14 protein-coding genes are annotated in these 18,545 nt (G+C 72.8%); 5 read left to right on the plus strand and 9 right to left on the minus strand.

Annotated features, from left to right (window positions below):
* Positions 1 to 134 precede the first annotated feature (134 nt).
* Positions 135 to 1,304 (plus strand): lactate 2-monooxygenase, encoded by a 1,170-nt coding sequence (locus ACZ67M_RS19060; protein WP_392017167.1) that lies wholly within the window; start codon positions 135 to 137, stop codon positions 1,302 to 1,304.
* Positions 1,305 to 1,347: 43 nt separating this feature from the next.
* Here the strand turns inward: ACZ67M_RS19060 and ACZ67M_RS19065 are convergent, their stop codons facing one another.
* The 5 genes from ACZ67M_RS19065 to ACZ67M_RS19085 form a co-directional block, all read right to left on the minus strand.
* A complete protein-coding gene (locus ACZ67M_RS19065; RefSeq protein WP_361359606.1) occupies positions 1,348 to 2,955 on the minus strand; it encodes an RICIN domain-containing protein in 1,608 nt (535 codons plus the stop codon).
* A gap of 316 nt (positions 2,956 to 3,271) precedes the next feature.
* Positions 3,272 to 3,649 carry a toxin Doc gene (locus ACZ67M_RS19070; protein WP_122615209.1) on the minus strand — a complete coding sequence of 126 codons (378 nt, stop codon included), beginning with the start codon at positions 3,647 to 3,649 and terminating at the stop codon, positions 3,272 to 3,274.
* A gap of 3 nt (positions 3,650 to 3,652) precedes the next feature.
* A complete protein-coding gene (locus tag ACZ67M_RS19075; RefSeq protein ID WP_361359603.1) occupies positions 3,653 to 3,901 on the minus strand; it encodes a hypothetical protein in 249 nt (82 codons plus the stop codon).
* Positions 3,902 to 3,989: 88 nt separating this feature from the next.
* Complete coding sequence (locus ACZ67M_RS19080; RefSeq protein WP_469851832.1) at positions 3,990 to 6,233, minus strand: glycoside hydrolase family 9 protein; 2,244 nt, start codon at positions 6,231 to 6,233, stop codon at positions 3,990 to 3,992.
* A gap of 143 nt (positions 6,234 to 6,376) precedes the next feature.
* Positions 6,377 to 9,460, minus strand: coding sequence for a glycoside hydrolase family 2 TIM barrel-domain containing protein (locus ACZ67M_RS19085; protein WP_469851833.1), 3,084 nt, complete (start codon positions 9,458 to 9,460; stop codon positions 6,377 to 6,379).
* A gap of 256 nt (positions 9,461 to 9,716) precedes the next feature.
* Here ACZ67M_RS19085 and ACZ67M_RS19090 point away from each other — a divergent pair, with 256 nt between their 5' ends.
* Both ACZ67M_RS19090 and ACZ67M_RS19095 read left to right on the plus strand, forming a co-directional pair.
* Positions 9,717 to 12,095 carry a SpoIIE family protein phosphatase gene (locus ACZ67M_RS19090; protein ID WP_469851835.1) on the plus strand — a complete coding sequence of 793 codons (2,379 nt, stop codon included), beginning with the start codon at positions 9,717 to 9,719 and terminating at the stop codon, positions 12,093 to 12,095.
* Positions 12,096 to 12,202: 107 nt separating this feature from the next.
* Positions 12,203 to 12,871 carry a DUF4232 domain-containing protein gene (locus tag ACZ67M_RS19095; protein ID WP_361359591.1) on the plus strand — a complete coding sequence of 223 codons (669 nt, stop codon included), beginning with the start codon at positions 12,203 to 12,205 and terminating at the stop codon, positions 12,869 to 12,871.
* A 16-nt stretch (positions 12,872 to 12,887) separates the two neighbouring features.
* Here the strand turns inward: ACZ67M_RS19095 and ACZ67M_RS19100 are convergent, their stop codons facing one another.
* The 3 genes from ACZ67M_RS19100 to ACZ67M_RS19110 form a co-directional block, all read right to left on the minus strand.
* Complete coding sequence (locus ACZ67M_RS19100) at positions 12,888 to 13,856, minus strand: aldo/keto reductase (protein WP_392017156.1); 969 nt, start codon at positions 13,854 to 13,856, stop codon at positions 12,888 to 12,890.
* A 178-nt stretch (positions 13,857 to 14,034) separates the two neighbouring features.
* Positions 14,035 to 14,235, minus strand: a complete 201-nt coding sequence (locus ACZ67M_RS19105) for a ferredoxin (protein WP_361359585.1) — start codon at positions 14,233 to 14,235, stop codon at positions 14,035 to 14,037.
* A 12-nt stretch (positions 14,236 to 14,247) separates the two neighbouring features.
* Positions 14,248 to 15,450 carry a cytochrome P450 gene (locus ACZ67M_RS19110; protein WP_385796662.1) on the minus strand — a complete coding sequence of 401 codons (1,203 nt, stop codon included), beginning with the start codon at positions 15,448 to 15,450 and terminating at the stop codon, positions 14,248 to 14,250.
* Between the two features lie 364 nt (positions 15,451 to 15,814).
* Between ACZ67M_RS19110 and ACZ67M_RS19115 the strand changes: the two genes are divergently transcribed.
* Entirely contained in the window at positions 15,815 to 16,264 is a 450-nt protein-coding gene (locus ACZ67M_RS19115; RefSeq protein WP_382814202.1) for a nitroreductase family deazaflavin-dependent oxidoreductase, read from the plus strand.
* 63 nt (positions 16,265 to 16,327) lie between these two features.
* Here ACZ67M_RS19115 and ACZ67M_RS19120 read toward each other — a convergent pair whose 3' ends face one another.
* Positions 16,328 to 17,515 carry a cation diffusion facilitator family transporter gene (locus ACZ67M_RS19120; RefSeq protein ID WP_469851838.1) on the minus strand — a complete coding sequence of 396 codons (1,188 nt, stop codon included), beginning with the start codon at positions 17,513 to 17,515 and terminating at the stop codon, positions 16,328 to 16,330.
* Between ACZ67M_RS19120 and ACZ67M_RS19125 the strand changes: the two genes are divergently transcribed.
* Positions 17,514 to 18,539 (plus strand): glutathione S-transferase family protein, encoded by a 1,026-nt coding sequence (locus ACZ67M_RS19125; RefSeq protein ID WP_469851839.1) that lies wholly within the window; start codon positions 17,514 to 17,516, stop codon positions 18,537 to 18,539. The two genes, ACZ67M_RS19120 and ACZ67M_RS19125, sit on opposite strands and share 2 nt — an antisense overlap.
* Positions 18,540 to 18,545 lie beyond the last annotated feature (6 nt).

The raw sequence follows: 18,545 nt of genomic DNA on the forward strand, positions 1-18,545 counted from the left end.
ATGGCGTGATCCAAGCGTTCGCCAATCGGCCTGAAACACCCCCGAAACATGCCCGTTCACCCTGGCGGACGGCCCCGGCATACCAGCGAGTACGGTGCTGGCGACGCGAACTCGACGACGAGAGGCGACGTGGGATGGCGAAGCACTGGGCGGACTTCCAGTACGAGATCTACCTGAACGGCATGACGGGGGCCGTGCCGAGGCTCCCCACCGACCTGACCCGGCTGGAGGAGCTGGCCGAGCACCGGCTGGGCCCCGGCCCCGTCGGGTACGTCGCCGGCAGCGCGGGGGACGGCAGCACCGCACGCGCCAACCGGGCCGCGCTGGACCGGCGGCGGATCGTCCCGCGCATGCTGCGGGACGTGCACGAGCGCGACCTCTCGGTCGAGGTGCTGGGGCGGCCGCTGCCGGCGCCGCTGGCGCTGGCCCCGGTGGGCGTCCTGTCGATCATGCACCCGGACGCGGAGCCGGCGGCGGCCCGGGCCGCCGCCGCCCAGGGCGTGCCGTACATCCTGTCCTCGGCGTCCAGCACGCCCATGGAGCAGGTGGCCGAGGCGATGGGCGACGCCGAGCGCTGGTTCCAGCTGTACTGGCCCAAGGACCGTGAGGTGGCCCGCAGTTTCCTGGACCGGGCGAAGGCGGCCGGGTACGGCGCGCTGTTCGTCACGCTGGACACACCGCTGCTGTCCTGGCGCCCGCGCGACCTCGACCGGGCGTATCTGCCGTTCCTGCACGGCGTGGGCACCGCCAACTACTTCTCCGACCCCGCGTTCCGGGCGGGTCTGGCCAAGCCGGTGCACGAGGATCCGAACGCGGCGGTGATGCATTTCGTCGGCATGTTCTCCGATCCCGCCAAGTCCTGGCCCGACCTGGCGTTCCTGCGGGAGAACTGGGACGGGCCGATCGTCCTCAAGGGCGTCCTGCACCCGGACGACGCCCGGCTCGCCGCCGACGCCGGAATGGACGGCGTGGTGGTGTCCAACCACGGTGGCCGGCAGGTGGCCGGCGCGGTCGCGGCGGCCGACGCGCTGCCCCGGGTGGCGGAGGCGGTCGGCGACCGGCTCACGGTGCTCTTCGACAGCGGCGTCCGCACCGGCGACGACGTCTTCAAGGCGCTCGCGCTCGGCGCCCGCGCGGTGCTCCTCGGCCGCCCCTACGTCTACGGTCTGGGCCTGGACGGACAGGCGGGGGTCGAGCACGTCGTCCGCTGCCTGCTCGCCGAACTCGACCTCACCCTGGCCCTGTCCGGCCACGCCTCCCCGGCCACCCCGGGCCCCGCCGACCTCGTCGAGGACCCGGTGTAGTCCGGCGGCGACGGCGCCCGGCCCCGCCGGCCGCCCGGCGGGCTCAGTCGCCGGGCAGCTCCACCGAACGGGCGGCCGGACCGTCGGTGCGGGCGATCGACAGGGAACCCTCCGCAGTCGGCAGCGGGTCGCTGCGCCAGCGCTGGACGTCCGAGTCGTCGTGCAGCTTGACCACGACGTCGGCACCGGGTGCGACGGTGGTGGCCGCGAGGGCGAGCTGCCGCTCCCGGCGCGGGATCAGCCGCCCCCGCTCGGTCAGGTCGTACCGCACGTCGTCGCCCCGCTCGGTGCCCTCGTCGGCGCAGGTACCGAGAATGACGACTCCGGCGTCCGCCTGCGAGTCCAGGCACAGCCCCGGGTCGGCGACGCTGCGCAGCAGCCCGTCGTCCTCGTAGGTCCACTGCTGGGTCCACGCCTCGGAGCACGCCGCCAGGCGGGCGCCCGTCCCGGCCTTCGGCTCGCCCCGGACGTCCAGGCACAGGTCGGCGCCCACGTTCCGCAGCCGGGTCCGGTCGGCGCCCGTGGGCAGCCCGGCCGCGCCGGGCGGCTTGGGGCGGCTGGTGGCGGACGTGTCGCCGTCGCCGCCGACGGCACTGGTGGAGGCGGCCGGATCGGCGCCGCCGCCGTCGTACGACCACACACTGACCACCAGCACGATGGCCAGCACTCCGGCGGAGGCGGCACCCAGCTGTCGCAGCGGCGACCGGCCGGAACCGGGGCGGCCCGGGACCCGGCGCACGGGAACGGGGATGCGGGCCAGCAGCCCGGTGCGTCCGCCCCGGTGCCGGTTGGCGCCCTTGGTGAGGCCGCCCAGCGCGGCCCGGCCGGGACGGGAGTCGAGATAGCGCCGGGCTCCCCAGCCGAGCACCGCTTCGGCGATCAGCGTGCCCAGTTCCCGCTCGAAGTGGCCGAGTTGATCGGCAGCGTGACGGCAGTGGCGGCAGTCGACCAGGTGCTTGCGGACATCCGGCAGCAGGGCGCCGCCCCGGCGGATCGGCACGTCGAGGAGGCGGCTGTGGAAGCGGCAGTCCTGGCTCGGCGCGAGCTGCCTGTGGGCGTGCAGACAACCCTCGCGGAATTTCTCCCGCGCTTGTTCGAGGGTGGCCGACGCGGTGTCGGTATCCATGCCGAGCAGACCGGCCGGGACACTTATGGACTCGCCTTCGACCTCCGTGTGCCACAGCAAACAACGGGCCGGTCCGGGAAGGGCGGAGAATGCCCGCGCGGCCAGGGTCCGGTTTTCCGGGGTCAGCGACTTGGCCGCCAGCATGCCGCGTCCGCCGGCGGGCTTGAGCAACTGCGGCAGCACACCGGAGGTGTCCGGGTCGGCGGCCCACTGGCGGACCGTGTCGCGTACGGCGACCAGCAGGCGCGGACGCAGCGCGGTGGCCGGCTCGCCCTCGGCGAGACGGTCCAGTACCCGGTGCCAGGCGGCGGCCGTGACCATGGCGGTGACCTGGGCCGACGTGGCGAGGCAGATGGTCGCGTAGTCGTGCGCGGGCTGCCAGTGGCGTGCCATCAGCAGCGCGGCTACCCGGGCGGCCTCGTTCTCCGGACCGTCCCGGAGCCGCGCGGCCAGCAACTCGTCGGACTCCCCGGGATCCCCGCCCGGGGGCGGGTACGCGGGACGAGGGGGGTGGGGGGTGGGCACTGAGATGTTCCTTCCCACGCGCTGCGGCTCAGACGTTCCGATCGCCGAAAAGGGACCCCGGATTGGTGTGTACCTCTTGGGCTCGGTGTGGGGAGCGTGAATTCGCCATGGCGAAATCGAACCTGGTCCTTCAAAGCGCGTGCGAGACCCGGCCTTTACCCCCCGCACGGGTGCTTCACTCTCGCACAAACCACTCATGGTCAACAAGGCGAGCGGGCAAGATCGGCCCGCCTTTGAAAGAAGGTCAGATTCCGTCGCAACTCATGAAACGCGCAACGACTTTCCGTATTCTCCGCGCGCGCGTGCGAACCCCGGGTCAGATCTGCCAGGAACGCAGCCGGTCCGCCGCGGCGTAGACGTCGGCCTTGCCGGACATCAGGTCGCGCGCGAGGTCGACCAGGGCGCCGTAGGGCGGGTCGATGCCGGTGCCGGCGGCGAACATGTAGGCGACGGCCGTCGCGCAGGCGAAGCGCGCGTTGGCCGAGGGCAGCGGCTTGAGTACGGCGAGGGTGTGCAGCAGCGCGGCGGCCCGCCAGGCCGGATCGGAGTCCACCCCGAGGCGGGGCGGGTCCACGCGATGCCGGGCGACGGCGGCCACCAGTGCGGAGAAGTCGTTGACCGTCGGCTGCTCCGGCAGCACTTCCTCGTGGCGCTGAAGCAGCCACGGCACGTCGATGTGCAGGACCGGGGCCATGGGTCAGGCGGCCCGCCCCTCGCCCCGGACGGGCGGTGGTTCGTCGTCGGGGAAGGCGGCCGCGAATTCGTCGGCGTGGGCCGAGAAGAACCGGCGGAACGCCTCCGCCCCCTCTTGCAGTGCCCGGTGCCGGGCTATGTCGGCGGCGGCCGCGTCCCGCACGAGCGCCTTCATCGACGTACCGCGTTCCTTGGCGATCTGCCGCAGGTCCTCGAGCTCGCGGTCGCTGAACTCCACGTTCAGAGCTGGCATGCCCCCACGGTACCGCTCCGGTACTGACCCGTAAATAGACCCAGGTCAGGGCCACAAGGAGGCGGTACCGCGAGGGTCGTGCCGGCGGTCAGCCCTGGTCCGCCACGAAGGAGGCCATCCGGGCCAGCGCGGCATTCCAGTTGATGGTGTGCTCGTTGGTCGACCAGGACTGGATGTCGTCGATGAAGCAGAACTGGCCGACACAGCCCTGGAGCCTGCTCTGCGCGTAGGGGTCCTGAATGCTCGAGTTCGGCCCGCCGGAGAGGGTGCCGTCGGGCGGACTGGGCAGCGCGGGGTCGAGCTGGTGGGCGTACCAGCGGCTGTGCTGGTTGTGCGCGTTGACCTCGCCGTAGCCGGTGACGTACGACATGTTCAGCGCGTTGCGGCCCAGGATGTAGTCCATGCTCTGGACGGCGCCGTCACGGTACTTGGAGCCGCCGGTGATGTCGTAGGCGGTGGCGAGGACGACGGCGTTGTTCATGACCTGGTGACTCGAGCCCCAGTCGTACAGGTTGCCGTCGGGCGCGTAGGGCATGCCGTACGGGTGCGCCCCCAGGGTCGCCAGGTAGCCGTCCGCGCCGCGGACGACGGAGCGGCGCACCTCGTCGCGGCCGGGCAGCCGGTTCGGGACGGTCGCCAGGTCCAGCCGGGCGGCGGCGGCCGTGCGCGCCCAGTCGAAGCCGATCGGGCCGAAGATGTCGGCGGTGTGGACCGGGGAGTTCAGCACGTACTCCTTGAAGTCCCGCTCCCCCGTGGTCAGGTACAGCTCGGCCGCGGCCCAGTAGAACTCGTCGTCGACCCGGCTGTCGGGGTAGGCGCCGCCGCCGGTGCCGTCGCTCTCGTCGGCGAGCACGTCCGGGTGGGCCAGCGCCGCCGCCCAGGCGGTGCGGGCGGCGTGCAGAGCCTTGGCGGCGAAGTCCCGGTCGTAGGAGTGGTACAGGCGGGCCGCCTGTGCGGCCGTCGCCGCCAGGTTCAGGGTCGCCGCGGTGGTCGGCGGGTGGAGTTCGCGCTTCTGCGGGTCGTCGCCCGGCAGCAGCGGCAGCCCGGTCCACTGCTCGTCGTGGATCTTGTGATGGGCCATGCCGGCCAGCGGCTGCCCCTCGGGGACCTGCATCTTCAGCAGGAACTCCAGTTCCCAGCGGGCCTCGTCGAGGACGTCCGGCACCTTGTTGCCGCTCTCGGGGATGTCGAGGGTGCCGTCACCGAGCTTCGAGGGCTCCCCGGTCCGGGCGTGCAGCGAGCGCTCGTGGGTGCTCAGCAGCTCCCAGGTGGAGATGCCTCCGTTGACGACGTACTTGCCGTGGTCGCCGGCGTCGTACCAGCCGCCGGAGACGTCGAGGCTGTAATCGCACACGCCGGGTTGGCAGGGCACCTCGGTGTCGCCCCGGTTGGGTGCCACGCCCACGTGCCCGGCGGGGCGGCCGTAGCCGGGGCGGAGTTCGTCGCTGATGGCGACGCCGCTGCGCTGCGTGTAGTAGTACTTCGCGGAGTCGGTGCGCAGCCGCTCGTAGGCGGCCGTGCCGATGTCGAACGGGCGGCTGGTCTCGCCGTCGGCGGTCAGCGTGTAGCCCTCGCCGCGCTTCTTGTACCGGCCGAAGTCGACCGAGTGGACGTTCTGTCCGGAGGAGGCGTCCACGCCGCGCGGCGTGCTGCGGCCGTGGGCGACGACCCGGCCGCCGGCGTCCTTGAGCTGCCAGGGCAGAGCGGTGGTCGCGTCGGTGACGAGGGTGGCGTTCTTCGGTCCGGAGGGCAGATAGCCCACCTGGTTGACGCGGACCCGCGGTCCGGTGTCGGGGACGTGCGGCTCGGGCTCCACGCCGCCCAGCAGGGACACGTCGTCCACGCAGAACCGCCAGGCGTCGGGCGTGCCGCCGAGCTGGAAGCCGACCTGGCCCTGGGTGGTGTCGACGGGCGAGGTGAAGGTGTACGCGTAGGTGTCGCCGGAGACGCTGAGCTGCGGGCTGACCTCGTAGTACGTGTCGTACGGGGCGACCGACAGGCCGACGATCGCGCGGACCACGTGGTCGGCGGGCGTGCCGGTCGCGGTGAAGGAGAACCGGTACGACTCCCCCGCGACCAGGGTGATGTCGTTCTGGCCGATCGCGGCGTCCCAGCGGTTGCTGGTGCCGCCGGGCGCGTCGGCGCACAGGCGGCCGTCGGACACCGCGGCCGTGACGTTGCTGCCGGCCCACCAGGATGCGGTGCCGTCGTCGAAGGTGCCGTTGCTGACCTGCTCGGTCTCGTCGGCCCCGGCCGGTGCGGCGGGCAGCGCGGTGACGGCCGCCGCCAGCAGGGCCGTCAGGGAGATGAGCGCGGTTCTGCGTCTTTTCACGTCCGGGCTCCTCGGGGGGAGGCGGCGCTCGCCGTGATGGGAGCGCTCCCAAATGCGGTCGCAGGCCATGCTTGTGGCAGACATGACATGGCGTCAACGGTCCGGACGGGACTGGTTTCCCGTCCGGACCGGCGCGCGACGGCTCAGACGGCGGGCGCCTCCAGGCGGCTGACGCGGATGGCGCCCCGCGCCTGACCGGGGTGGCGGCTGGTCAGCGTGAGACGGACACCCGAGCCCCGTACCGCGTCGAAGGTGACCACGGTGGGCGCGTCGGACGACGTGGCCCAGTCGGTCTCGGTGCCCCCGGCCGCCCGCCAGGCGCCGCCGTCCCAGACGGCGACCTCGACGGCCGCGGGCAGGCTGTGCGCGTCGTCGACGGTGAAGGAGACCTCGATCCGGCCGTAGCGGCGGGTGCGGCCGTGGGCGAGCGAGATCCAGTCCTCGGGGCGGGCGCCGTCGAAGGCGGGCAGCAGGGCGGTGGCCGCCTTGCGGAAGCCGTTGGACCAGCCGGTCGCGGGGTCGCCGTCGATCATGGCGGCGGGGAGGGTGTCGGGGCGGCCGGAGTAGCTCGCGTCCGCGTGCGGGTGGTCCACGGGCGCGGGGTGCTCGGGGCGGAAGGCGGGCGCGGGTGTGGTCGCCGGGTCCGGCGACCGCCGGGTACCCACGGTCGCCGTGCCCGTGCGCAGGCCGTGCGCGCGGGCGGACACCCGCAGCACGCCGGGCCGGGTGCCGGAGCGCACGATGGCGAGCGCCTTGCCGTGGAAGGCGGTGCGGGTACTGGCCTGGTAGCGCTCGGCGCTCTCCTGGCGGCCGTTGTCGACTCCGGCCAGTGAGCCGCCCGCGACGTCGAAGGTGATCAGGTGCTCGGCGCCGGGCACCGGCACGCCGTGCCGGTCGACCACCTCGGCGGTCACAAAGACCAGGGATCGCCCGTCGGCGGCGACGCTCTCGCGGTCCGGGGTGAGGCGTACGGCGTGTGCCGCCCCGGCGGTGCGCAGCACGTCGGTGGCGACCGTCCTGCCCCCGCGCCGGGCGACGGCCTTCAGCTCACCCGGCTCGAAGGGCACCCGCCAGGTCAGGTGGAGCTTGCCGGCGCTGCCGGTGGGGCTGGTGTAGCTGCCCGGCCAGGGGCCGTCGGTGAAGGTCTTGTCGTCACCGGTGGCCTCGGTGGTCTCCAGGTACGTCCGGCCGTCGGCGGTCCGCTTGGTGTCGAACCGGCGGGTGCCGAGGGACCGCCCGTTCAGGAACAGCTCGACGGTGTCGACGTTGGCGTACGCCCAGACCTCCACGGTGTCGCCCTCGCGGTGGTTCCAGGTCTCCGGCAGCAGGTGGACCATGGGCTCGTCCGTCCACTGGCTGCGGAAGAGGTGGTACATGTCCTTCGGGAAGCCGGCGGTGTCGACCGCGCCGAAGAAGGACGCCTTGACCGGGAAGACGTCGTACGGCGTGGGTTCCCCGATGTAGTCGATGCCGGACCACAGGAACTGGCCGGCGAACCACCTGCGGTCCCGGTCCTTCTTGTGGCCGTACTCGCCGCTCATGGTCCAGGAGGCGAGGTTGTTGTCGTAGGACGAGGTGGCCCGGCGTCCCGGGGAGTGGTTCTCGCCGGTGTTCAGGCGCTCCGGCTCCTGGTAGGTGCCACGCGTGGAGGTCTCGGACGACGACTCGGACTCGAAGAGGAAGAGGTGCGGATAGGCCGCGTGCAGGTCGTCGACGGACTTGGCGGTGTTGTAGTTGAGACCCAGTCCGTCCAGCTTGGCCAGCATGAGGTCGGCCGCGGAGCCCTTGGCCGGCATTCCGCGGTACTTGTCGGAGCCGATGACGAGCGGCCGGGTGGCGTCGGCGGCCCGGATCGCGTCGATGATCCGGTCGGCCATGGCGAGTCCGGCGGTGGAGGTGGAGTCGGGGACCTCGTTGCCGATCGACCACATGACGACGGCGGGCGAGTTGCGGGCCGCGAGCACCATCTCGGTGGCGTCGCGCTCGCACCACTGGTCGAAGAAGCGGCCGTAGTCATAGGGGTTCTTGCCGGTGCGCCAGCAGTCGAAGGCCTCCACCAGCATCACGATGCCCAGTTCCTCGCAGACCTCGATCATCTCGGGCGAGGGCGGGTTGTGGGAGGTGCGGAAGGCGTTGACGCCCATCGACTTCATGATCGTCATCTGGCGGCGGATCGCGTCGGCGCTGACGGCGGCGCCCAGTGCGCCGAGGTCGTGGTGGAGGTCGACGCCCTTGATCTTGGCGTACCTCCCGTTGAGGTGGAAGCCCTCCTCGGGGTCGACGCGGCAGGTGCGGATGCCGAAGGGGGTGCGGTAGGTGTCGACGGTCCGGCCGGCGACGCGCAGTTCGGTGTGCAGGGTGTACCGGTGCGGGTCCGCGAAGTCCCAGGTCCGGGGGTGGGCGACGGTGAGTTCGTGGGTCTCGCTCGCCTCGTCGGTCACCCGGGCCGTGGAGGCGGCCCGGGCCACCGTGCGTCCGTCGGCGTCCTCGACGGACGACCTGACCTCGACCTCGCGCGCGGCGCCCGAGGTGTTGACGACGGCCGTCTCCACCCGGACGACGGCGCGTTCCGCGCTCACCCGGGGCGTGGTGACGTACGTGCCCCAGCGCCGTACGTGCACGGGCTCGGTGACCACGAGGCGGGCCTCGCGGTAGATGCCGCTGCCGGAGTACCAGCGGCTGCTCGGCAGCCGGTTGCGTACCTGCACCGCGAGGACGTTCTCGGTGCGGCCGTCGGTGTGCACCAGGTCGGTCAGGTCGAGGGCGAATCCGGTGTAGCCGTAGGGGTGGCGGCCCGCCTCCCGGCCGTTGCAGTGCACGCGAGCGTCCATGTAGACGCCGTCGAACTCGACCGAGATCCGCTTGCCGGCCAGGGCGGGCGACAGGGTGAAGGCGAGCCGGTACCAGCCGAGACCGCCGGGCAGGAAGCCGGTGCCGCTGGTGGTGCCGTGCTCGGTGGTGGGCGTCTGTTCGATGCTCCAGTCGTGCGGGACGGCGACCTCCCGCCATGCGGCGTCGTCGTACGCGGGGTCGGCGGGGGCGGTGGAACCGCCGGCGGACCCGTCGGGATCGGCGAGCCAGAAGCGCCAGCCGTCGCGCAGGGCGACGGTCCGGCGGCCCGGGGCGCCGCCCGTCGCGTCCGCGGCCGACGCCGTGGGGGCGAGGGCCGCCCCGGCCGCGGGCGTGGCCGCGGAGGCGATCAGTACCGATCTGCGCGTGACCGTCATGACGCATCTCCCTCATCGGAGCCCAGAAGTACTCACAACTGATCGTGACCAAACAGATTCTGACGTCCTGGCATACGCGCTCGTCAAGGCCACGGAAAGCACTTTCTGTCGCGGGCGTCCCGACCCGCCCGGTGGCCCCCGCGGCCATGGAGCCGCGTGGGCCCGGTGGTTCGGGTCCGCACGGGCCCCGGACGCACTAGGCTGGTAAGCAGGTGACGCGCTGTTCACTGTGGGTGTGCGCAATGGAGTGGCGACGATGAGTCCGGTCAACCCGTTCGACGATGCCGCCACCGCCCGCGTCGTAGTGGACGACTCCGGCACCTTGCGGGAGTGGAACGAGGGCGCCCGCCTGCTGCTCGGCCACCCCGCCGCCGACGTCGTCGGACGCCCCGCCGCAGCCCTGCTGGCCGACGGCGCCGAACCCGCTCCCCCCGGCCGCGACGACGACCAGTGGAGCGGCACCCTGGAGCTGCGGCACCGGGACGGGCACACCGTGTCGGTGTGGGTGCTCGCCCACCGCAGACCGCCGCAGGACGGCTCGCCGGACACCTGGCTCGCCGTGGCAGCCCTGGAGGCGGCCCCCGAACCGGCGGACGACCCGCTGGTCAGGGCGGCGCTGACGCAATCACCCTGCGCCATGATGATCTTCGACGACCGGCTCCTGCTGCGCGGTGTCAACGACGCGATGGCTCAGCTGGTGGGACTGCCCCAGCACCGGCTGCGCGGCCTGCGGGCCACCGACATCAGCAGCCGTCGGCAGAACAGGGAACTCGAACGGCACATGCGGCGGGTCCTGGAGTCCGGCCGCCGCTCCGACATGCAGACCCACCTCAGGGCCGTCGGCGAGAGCCGCGCCCACGCGTGGAACGCCCGGGTCGCACCCCTGACCACCCCGGACGGCCGCGTGATCGGCGTCTGCGTGAGCGTCCACGACTTCACCGAGCAGCACCTCGCCCGGCAGCGGCTGCAACTGGTCAACGAGGCCAGCGTGCGCATCGGCAGCACCCTCGACGTCACCCGTACGGCACAGGAACTGGCGGACGTGTGCGTGCCCGCGCTGGCCGACTTCGTCACCGTCGACCTGCTGGACCCCCGCGAGAGCGGCGGCGAGCCCGCCACCGTGGTCGAACCGCCGGTGGCGCTGCGCAGGACGGCCCAGCGGTCCGTCACCCCGGACCACCCGCCGGCAGTGGCGGAGACCGGCGAGCTGGACGTCTACCCGGCCGGTTCGCCACAGGCCGAGTGCCTGCTCTCGGGTCAGGCGATCGTGGCCTCGGAGAGCTTCGGCGACCTCGAACACTGGCTGGAGTGGGACCCGGTCCGGCTCCAGCGGGTGCGGGAGTTCGGTGTCCATTCCCTGATGTCGGTGCCGCTCCAGGCCCGCGGCACCACCCTCGGCGTGGCGGTCTTCACCCGGTTCCGGCGCCCCTATCCGTTCACCCACGACGACGTCCTGCTGGCCGAGGAGGTCACCGCCCGCGCCGCCGTCTGCATCGACAACGCCCGCCGCTACTCCCGCGAGCGCGAGGCCACGCTCACCCTCCAGCGCAGCCTGCTCCCCCGGTGGCTGCCGCCCACCGCCGCAGTGGAGGCGTCCTCCCGCTACCTGCCGGCCGCCCGCGCGGGGGTCGGCGGCGACTGGTTCGACGTCATCCCGCTGTCCGGGATGCGGGTGGCCGTGGTCGTCGGGGACGTCGTCGGCCACGGCATCCAGGCGTCGGCGACGATGGGCCGGCTGCGCACCGCCGTCCGCACCCTCGCGGACATCGACCTGACGCCCGAGGAACTGCTCACCCACCTCGACGACCTGGTGGTCCGGCTCTCCGAGGAGTCGGGCGAGGACGGCGCGGGCGAGGTCGGCGCCACCTGCCTGTACGCGGTGTACGACCCGGTCTCGCGGCAGTGCGCCCTGGCCCGGGCCGGGCATCCGGCGCCCTTCCTGGTACCGCCCGACGGAGCGCCCCGGCTGCTCGAACTGCCCTCGGGGCCGCCGCTGGGCGTGGGCGGGCTGCCGTTCGAGTCGGCGGAGCTGGAGCTGCGCGAGGGCAGCGTGCTGGCCCTCTACACCGACGGCCTGATCGAGAGCCGGGACCGGGACGCCGACGCCGGCCAGTCGCTGCTCCGCGAGGCGCTGTCGGCCCCGGCCGACTCCCTGGACGTCGCCTGCGACCGCGTGCTGCGCACCCTGCTCCCGTCGGGCAGCGCGGCCGACGACGTGGCCCTGCTGCTGGCCCGCACCCGGGGGCTGCCCGCCGGACAGGTCGCCACCTGGGACATCCCCGCCGACCCCTCGCTGGTCGCCCCGGTGCGCAAGCAGGTCCTCGAACAGCTGTCCACCTGGGGCCTGCTGGAGGCGTCCTTCACCGCCGAACTGGTGGTGAGCGAGCTGGTCACCAACGCCATCCGGTACGGCTCCCCGCCCATCCGGCTGCGGCTGATCCACGACGCGGCCACGCTGATCTGCGAGGTCTCCGACACCAGCCACACCGCGCCCCACCTGCGCCGGGCCAAGACCTGGGACGAGGGCGGACGCGGCCTGCTGCTGGTGGCCCAGCTCACCCAGCGCTGGGGCAGCCGGCACACGACCGACGGCAAGACGATCTGGGCGGAGCTGGGGCTGCTCGACGAGGAATGAGGCCCCCCGTTTCCCGGGCGGTGTGACGGGACACCCGTGGGGAACAGGGCGTACGGCGCCGCGTCGGGGCGGGCTGTGCGCGAGACCTGACGGGAGTGTGGAAAGCGATGGCGAACACGTCCCAGCCGCTGCGCCGGACGGCCCTGCTCGCGAGCGGGGCCGCGCTTCTCGGCCTGCTGAGCGCCTGCGGCACCGAGAGCGGTACGTCGAGCACCCCGCGGCCCGCCGAGTCCGCCCGCACGACCGCCACGGACCCCGGGGCCGCGACGGACCCCGGTACCGCGACCGGCACCGCGCCCGCGGTCGGCGCCGCGCCGAGCGACACCGCGGGGTCGGCCTCCGCCTCGGGCCGTACCGACGGCCGCTGCCACACCTCCGAGCTGCGCGCCACGGTCGGCCGCGTCGACCCGGGCGCCGGCCAGCGGAACTTCCCGGTGGTGCTGACCAACACCGCCGACCGCACCTGCACGCTGTACGGCCATCCCGGCGCCGCCTTCCTGGACGCGTCCGGCAAGCAGCTGGGCCCGGACCCGGAGCGCACGCCCGCCTCCCCGCGCACCGTCACGCTGACGCCGGGCGAGAGCGCCTGGGCCGGGCTGTCGTTCTCCAGCCCGCAGATCAGCGGTGCCCGCACGGCCACCCCGGCGGCCCTGCTCGTCACCCCGCCGGACGAGCACGACCCCCTCAAGGTGAAGTGGACGGCCGGCGAGGTCCCGGTGGGCGGCGACGAGTCGTCGGTGTCCGTCACCGCCCTGGAGGCGGGCACGGGCCCCTGAGGCGCCCGTGCCAGGATCAGTGGCCGGCGATCGGGTGGGGCGCGTAGGGGCGCTCCAGCTCCTCGGTCTCCTTCTCACTGAGCGTCAGTTCCACCGCCGCCACGGCGTCGTCGAGGTGCCCCGGCTTCGACGCGCCGACGATCGGGGCGGTCACCGTGTCCTGGTGCAGCAGCCAGGCGAGGGCGACCTGGGCGCGCGGTACTCCGCGCTCGCCGGCGATGCGGGTGACGGCCTCGACCACGGCCCGGTCGCCCTCCTGGTAGAGGGTGCTGCCGAAGTTGTCGGTGGCGCTGCGCTCGGTCGCGGTGTCCCAGTCGCGGGTGAGCCGGCCGCGGGCGAGCGGGCTCCAGGGCAGCACGCCGACGCCCTGGTCCGCGCAGAGGGGCAGCATCTCGCGCTCCTCCTCGCGGTAGACGAGGTTGTAGTGGTTCTGCATCGACACGAACTTCGTCCAGCCGTGCCGCTCGGCGGTGTACTGCATCTTGGAGAACTGCCAGGCGTACATCGAACTGGCCCCGATGTAACGGACCTTGCCCGCCTTCACCAGGTCGTGCAGGGCCTCCATAGTCTCCTCGACCGGGGTGTCCCGGTCGTAGCGGTGAATCTGGTAGAGGTCGACGTAGTCGGTGCCCAGCCGCCGGAGGCTGTGGTCGATCTCCGTCATGATCGCCTTGCGGGACAGGCCGGCGCCGTTGGGGCCGGGCCGCATCCGGCCGTTGACCTTGGTCGCGAGCACGATGTCGTCGCGGCGGGCGAAGTCGCGCAGCGCCTTGCCGACGATCTCCTCACTGGTGCCGTCGGAGTAGACGTTGGCGGTGTCGAAGAAGGTGATACCCGCCTCCAGCGCCTGCCGGACGAGCGGGCGCGATGCCTCCTCGTCGAGCGTCCACTCGTGCGTGCCGCGGTCCGGGACCCCGTACGTCATGCAGCCCAGGCAGATCCGCGACACGTCCAGGCCCGTCGAACCGAGCTTCACGTACTGCATCGTTGCTGCTCCTGTCTTCCGGATCATCCGTACCAGGGCGAGCGTACGTGTTCGCGCGGGCTCGAACCCCGGTCCCGAGGCCGGCTCTTCGGCGCCCCTGTCTCACCTGTGGCGGCCTCCACCGCACCGCGTTCGCCTCGTCGCCGGCGGCGGGGTCCCGGCCCGCGCGGGCACGGTGTCAGCCGACCCGCTCCGACACGGTGATCGCGCCGACGGGGCAGGCGCGGGCGGCCTCCCGCACCAGGGCGCTGCCGCCCCCGTCCTCCCGGCCGGGCTGGAGCGCGCTGTAGCCGTCGTCGTCCTGGGTGAAGACCTCCGGGGCGGTCAGGGCGCACTGGCCCGCCCCGATGCAGGTGTTCCGGTCGATACCGATGTGCATGTGCGGACCCTCCTACCAGGCCACGGGGAGTTCCAGCATCCCCTGGATCGTGTCGCCGGGCTTGAAGGGGATCTCCTCCGCCGGGGCGGCCAGGCGCAGTTCGGGCAGCCGCTCGAAGAGGCTGCGCAGGGCGATCTCCAGTTCGGCGCGGGCCAGGTTCTGGCCCAGGCACTGGTGGATGCCGAACCCGAAGGCGACGTGATGGCGGGCCGGACGGTGCCAGTCGAGAGCGTCCGGCTCGGGGTAGACCGTCTCGTCGCGGTTGATGACGGAGGTGGAGAAGACGACCCCGTCGCCGGCCCGGATGGTGTGCCCCTCCACCTCGATGTCCTCCACGGCCGTCCGGAGCAGTCCGTCCGCGATCGAGAGCACCCGCATCAGTTCCTCGACGGCGCCGGGCAGGAGCCCGGGATCCGCGCGCAGTTCGGCCAGGCGTCCGGGGTTCCGCAGGAGGGTGAAGGTGCCCAGGGAGATCATGTTGGCGGTGGTCTCGTGGCCGGCGACCAGCAGGATGACCGCGAAGGCGATCAACTGGTCGCGGTCGAGGGCCCCTTCGCTCAGCTGCTGCCGGACCAGGTCGTCCAGCAGACCCTCGCCGGGCTCCTTCCGCTTGCGGTCGACCAACTCCCCCAGGTACGACTCCAGTCGGTCGCGCGCCTCGAGGGTGTCTTCGGGCCGGGGGCCGCGCAGCAGCCGGCGGGACTGCTCCTCGAAGAAGTCGTGGTCGGCGTAGGGGACGCCGAGCAGCGCGCAGATCACCATCGAGGGCACCGGCAGCGCGAAGGCCGGCACCAGGTCGGCGGAGCGGCCCCGCGCGATCATCGCGTCGAGCCGTTCGTCGACGATCTCCTGGATGCGCGGGCGCATGGCGGCGGCGCGCTTGAGGGTGAACTCCGGGATCACCATCCTGCGTTGGGCGCGGTGTTCCGGGTCGTCGACGCCGAGCAGGGCGGGACTGCGCCCGCGTACCGCGGTGAGCCGTGCGGAGGTGGCGGGGAAGCCGTCGCGGGTGCGGTCGGTCGACAGCCGCTGGTCGGCCAGCAGCCGGCGGGCGGTGGTGTGTCCGGTGACGAGCCACACGGGGCGGCCGTCGAAGAGGGTGACGCGGGCCAGCGGACGGGTGGCGCGCAACGGGTCGTAGGCGGCGGGCGGGTGGTAGGGACAGGTCCGGTCCTGCGGGAAGGCGACGGGGTGCGTCGTGTCCGTGTCCGTCATGGAAGACCTCGCAGACGAAAGAGTGCGTCGTGCCGATCTTCATTAGATGCCTCGGGCATCTATGCGGCGACGCCAAGTTCGGCCAGATCGGTGACGGGAACAGAGTGGCCGGGGATCACCGGGTGCGGGGCGCCACTCGGGCCCCGGGCGGCCGGGCGCGCCGGGTTCGTGGCGCGATCGGGCCGTCCGGGAGCGCCGACCGCCCGCCGGATCCGGCCGGGCGGCACGGTGCCCGGCCGTTCGGGGGCAGGATGCGGTATGGATGGGAGGGGTCCGCACCGGTCGGTGACGTACACCGGGCCGGCCGGCCCGACGAAGCGACTGAGCGACTGAGTGACTGAGCGACGACGGAACGGATGCACACATGCCTCTGGACGGTGAGTACGAACCCAGCCCGACGAAGTGGGTGCGTGAACAGGTCGAGCTGTACGAGAGCTCGGGCGGCACGAAGGGCACGACCCTGCAGAACACGGGCCTGCCCGTGATCGTGCTGACCACCCGGGGGGCCAAGAGCGGGAAGATCCGCAAGACGCCGCTGATGCGGGTCGAGCAGGACGGCGCGTACGCCGTGGTGGCCTCCCTCGGCGGCGCCCCCAAGCACCCGGTCTGGTACTTCAACGTGAAGGCCGACCCCCACGTGGAACTTCAGGACGGGCCGGTGCGGCGCGACATGACGGCCCGTGAGGTCACCGGCGTGGAGAAGGCCGAGTGGTGGGAGCGTGCGGTCGCGGCCTATCCGCCGTACGCCGACTACCAGAAGAAGACGGACCGGGAGATCCCCGTCTTCGTCCTGGAGCCGGCCGACGGAAGCTGATCCGGGCGCACCGGATTCCCGGCGACGGCGTGCATGGAGCGCCGGGTTCCGGGCACCCGAGGGTCAGGCCCCGCCGCGTTCCCCCGTCGCGGCGGGGCTTTCCGCCGCCTCGCGCGCGGGGCGGTCGGTGACGTCGAGGAAGATCTCCCCCGCCTCGGGAACCATGTGGGCGATCGAGCGCTTGATGCGCACCGCGACCTCCTCCACCCGTTCGCTGTCCATGCCCGGCATCAGGTCGACGCGCGCGGCCACCAGGGTGGAGTCGAGGCCGGTCTTCATGGTGAACAGCGCCTCGACGCTGTCGATCTCCGGCTGGGCCTCCAGCAGGGCGCAGATCCGGCCGCTGGCCTCGGGGTCGGCAGCCTCGCCGATCAACTGGTCGCGGGCCTCGCGGCCCAGCCGGTAGGCGACGTACACGAGCAGTCCGCCGATCGCGAGCGAGGCGCAGGCCTCCCAGACCACCTGGCCGGTGACCATGTGCAGGACCATGCCGGCCATGGCGAGGGTCACCCCGAGCACCGCGGTGCCGTCCTCGGCGACGACGGTGCGTAGGGCCGGGTCGCGCAGCCCGGTGGCCATGCCGCCCTGGCCCCGGACCTGGTGCAGGGCCCGCAGCAGCGAGGCACCCTCGGCGAGCAGGGCGATGCCGAGCACGACGAGTCCGGCCACGTAGCCGCTCAGTTCCTCGTCGGCGCCGGTGCGCAGGGCCTCGATGCCCTGGTAGAAGGAGAAGCAGCCGCCCATGACGAAGATGCCGACGGCCGCGAGGAGCGACCAGAAGAAGCGTTCCTTGCCGTAGCCGAAGGGGTGCTTGCGGTCGGCGGGGCGGCGGCTGCGGCGCAGGGCGGCGAGGAGGAAGACCTCGTTCATGCTGTCCGCCACCGAGTGCGCGGCCTCCGACAGCAGCGCGGGCGATCCCGCGAGGAATCCGCCGACCGCCTTGGCGACGGCGATCACCAGATTGGCGGCGAGGGCGACCAGCACGGTCACCCTGGTCCTGCGGTCGGCCTTGGTCTCGGCGCTCACGTTCCTCCCGTCACGGTTCTCGTCACCACTCCAGTCACCCTTCTCCCAGTGCGCCCCGTCGTCCTTCCGACCTGGCTGCTCCTGCGCGGCTGTCCCAGTCACGAAGGGCCGAATGCCCGTGGCGGCAGCACTCACACCCCGCCTTGTGGGTGGCCCACCAGTGCCGACGGCCGAAAACGGGGAACGCGTCCACCAGGGCACCCGGAAGACTGGAGGCAGGCCCATGAGCGGTGACGGCGGGATGCCGGGCAACAGCGGGTACGGCAGGAAGCCGTTCAAGCGGTCCAAGAGCCACTTCGCGGACCGGATCACGGCGGACGGCCGCGACGGCTGGCCGGTCGAGTCCGGCCGGTACCGTCTGGTGGTCAGCCGGGCCTGTCCGTGGGCGAGCCGGGCCCTGGTCTCGCGGCGGCTGCTCGGGCTGGAGGACGCCCTGTCGCTGGCAGTCGCCGATCCGATCCAGGACGACCGCAGCTGGCGGTTCACGCTGGACCCGGACGGCCGCGACCCGGTCCTCGGCATCCGCTACCTGGGCGAGGCCTACGACCGGCGGGAGACCGGCTATCCGGGCGGGGTGAGCGTTCCCGCGATCGTGGACGTGCCCACCGGGGCGCTGGTCACCAACGACTACCAGCGGATCACCCTGGACCTCGCCACCGAGTGGACTTCGCTGCACCGGCCGGGCGCGCCCGACCTGTATCCCGAGTCGCGGCGCGACGAGATCGACGAGGTGATGGCCGGCGTCTACGAGGACGTCAACAACGGCGTGTACCGGGCGGGCTTCGCGACCGGCCAGGAGGAGTACGAGGCCGCGTGCGCGGGCGTGTTCCGGCGGCTGGAGCAGCTGGCGCCCCGGCTGGAGCGGCAGCGCTACCTGGTCGGCGACACCGTCACCGAGGCCGACATCCGGCTGTTCACGACGCTGGTCCGCTTCGACGCCGTCTACCACGGCCACTTCAAGTGCAACCGCTGGAAGCTGGCGGAGCACCCGGTGCTGTGGGGGTACGTCCGCGACCTGTTCCAGACGCCCGGGTTCGGGGACACCGTCGACTTCGACCACATCAAGCGCCACTACTACCAGGTGCACACCGGCATCAATCCGACGGCGATCGTGCCCCTGGGCCCGGACCTCGCCGGCTGGCTCACGCCCCACCACCGGGAGGAGCTGGGCGGGCGGCCGTTCGGTGACGGCACTCCGCCCGGGCCCGTCCGGGCCGGCGAGGAGGTGCCGGTACCGGGCCGGCCCTGACTTTTC

The sequence above is a fragment of the Streptomyces sp. NPDC107500 genome (assembly GCF_055582785.1).